Origin of the sequence: Pantoea sp. Morm (assembly GCF_016643525.1) — a bacterium.
GTDB classification, from domain to species: domain Bacteria; phylum Pseudomonadota; class Gammaproteobacteria; order Enterobacterales; family Enterobacteriaceae; genus Pantoea; species Pantoea dispersa.
The window spans coordinates 1-2,120 of record NZ_VOQX01000211.1 but is presented as its reverse complement, the minus strand read 5'-3'; the positions used below and the strand labels follow the sequence as shown (position 1 = coordinate 2,120).

The following is a 2,120-nucleotide window of genomic DNA, read 5'->3' as shown; positions in this document are numbered from 1 at the left end:
AATATAAAAATGTAAGCGGCGAAGTAGATTAAGCACCGCACCACGCGGTGCTGCAGAGTGAGCAGCAGACAAAGCCGTCTTCCTTCCGGTTAGAGAATGCCGTGACGCAAAAAGGTGCGTCGTTAATGATGTTATCAGCAGGAGAGAACAGCAGGCGGCGCACGCGGACGGTGTGTTGGGCTAAAGCGTCGGATCACCGGAGCCTGCAGAGGCGGCAGCGGTGGGGCGCGAGAAATCACCATCATCAGCCAGATGAAGGGGATAAACACCCACATCATCAACGGCACATGCACCAGCAAGTCACAGTAGCCGCAGGCGAATTCACCGTCTTCCATCATGTGATGGTCCATGCCCGGCATCGCCATATCCATCATCATTTCGTGATGATGCATCGACATTTCAGACGTCATGCCATGGGATGGCATGTCCATCATGCGGCTTTGTCGTTCCATCAACGTTTTCGACACGATCGGCGCGACAAACAGCAGCAGCACCGCCAGGATGGCGATACAGGCAGTCAGGCGCTGGCGAAGTTGATGTGAAAAGGTCATGGCGGCGACGAAATGATTCAACAAATGAGGCCGAAGTGTAACGCCATTGCCGCAGAAGGGTTACAGAAACTCAGGCTAATTTAGAAAAAATTCGCACCTTTTGAAAAAAGTCACTTTATGCGCTGCATTTGTTAACCTAAATGCAACCTGATGAGAACAGTGCGGAAACATGTAAACGGAGAAGCGATGAAAATAGTGATGCTGGATGGTGATACGCTGCCTACACCGCCGACACGCCCGGAGTGGTGTACGGAATGGGATTTTCGTGGAACAACGGCACAGCACGACATTATTTCTGCCTTAAAGGGCGCGCAGATTGCCATCACCAACAAAGTGCCGCTGCGCGCGGAAACACTGAAGCAGTTGCCGGATCTGCGCTACATCTGTGTCGCGGCAACGGGTTACGACTGCATCGATTTGGATGCATGTCGTGAACGCGGCATCGTGGTCAGTAATGTGCCCGGCTACTCCACGCGAAGCGTCTCCGAAGGCGTGATTGCCGCCTTATTTACCCTGCGTCGCCATCTGGTGGATTACGCCAACAGCACGCGCGCGGCCTGGCCTGCATCGTCGCATTTTTGTGTCCATCGCCAGCCGATTCAGGACATTTTTGGTGCGACCTTAGGGATTGTCGGCAAAGGCGACATCGGCAGCGCGGTGGGCTCGATGGCAGAAGCGCTCGGCATGACAGTCCTCTACGCGGACCGCAAAGGAAGCTCAACGCCGCGCGCTGGTTATGTTCCGTTTGAAGAGGTGCTGGCACGTAGTGATGTGTTGAGTTTGCATTGCCCGCTGACGCCGCAAACTCAGCAGTTAATCGATTTGCAGGCGCTGGCGCAGATGAAGCCGTCAGCCTGGCTAATCAACACTGCACGCGGTGGACTGATCAATGAAACGGAACTGGCCCACGCGCTGCGTCAGGGTGTGATTGCCGGTGCAGCGCTGGATGTACTCAGCACGGAACCACCGGTAGCCGATCACCCGCTGTTGCAAGCGGATGTCCCCAACCTGCTGCTGACCCCGCATATCGCATGGGCCAGCCAGCAGGGAGTCACCAATCTGTTGCGCGGCATCGCAGCCAATCTCGATGGATTTGCTCAGGGCAACCCATTGCACGTGGTGAGTTGAGCGTTTAAAAAATCGAGCGGCCTAGTCGCTCGGTGAGTTTCTCCAGCAGCGCGGTGCCCGCCAGGGAGTTACCGGAGTGATCCAGCGCCGGCGACCACACCGCGATACACATCTCCCCCGGAATGACCGCGACAATGCCGCCGCCCACACCCGACTTCGCGGGCATTCCCACACGCCAGGCGAACTCGCCAGCACCGTCATACATGCCGCTGGTCATCATCAACGCATTCACCTGACGTGCCTGACGCGGTGAGATCACGGCCCACTCATCGTGCTGGCTGCGGCCTTGATTGGCGAGATAGAGGAAGGTGCGCGCCAGCTCTTCACAACTCATCGACAGCGAGCAGTAATGGAAGTAGGTTTCCATCACTTTACTGACATCATTGTGAAAGTTGCCAAACGACTTCATCAGCCAGGCAATCGCGGCATTGCGAGCCGAAT

3 protein-coding genes are annotated in these 2,120 nt (G+C 56.1%); 1 reads left to right on the top strand and 2 read right to left on the bottom strand.

Going from position 1 to position 2,120, the window contains the following annotated elements; translation table 11 throughout:
- Positions 1–134: 134 nt before the first annotated feature.
- Entirely contained in the window at positions 135–551 is a 417-nt protein-coding gene (locus tag FT726_RS26905; protein ID WP_082082020.1) for a DUF2946 domain-containing protein, read from the bottom strand.
- A gap of 186 nt (positions 552–737) precedes the next feature.
- Between FT726_RS26905 and FT726_RS26900 the strand changes: the two genes are divergently transcribed.
- A complete protein-coding gene (locus tag FT726_RS26900; protein ID WP_346303808.1) occupies positions 738–1,679 on the top strand; it encodes a D-2-hydroxyacid dehydrogenase in 942 nt (313 codons plus the stop codon).
- 4 nt (positions 1,680–1,683) lie between these two features.
- Here the strand turns inward: FT726_RS26900 and FT726_RS26895 are convergent.
- Positions 1,684–2,120, bottom strand: a 437-nt coding sequence (locus tag FT726_RS26895) for a glutaminase (protein WP_346303807.1), incomplete at its 5' end; no start/stop codon positions are given.

Excerpts from the sequence above, each read along its gene's own strand:
- FT726_RS26905 (WP_082082020.1), bottom strand. The coding sequence starts at position 551 with ATGACCTTTTCACATCAACTTCGCCAGCGCCTGACTGCCTGTATCGCC.
- FT726_RS26900 (WP_346303808.1), top strand. The coding sequence starts at position 738 with ATGAAAATAGTGATGCTGGATGGTGATACGCTGCCTACACCGCCGACA.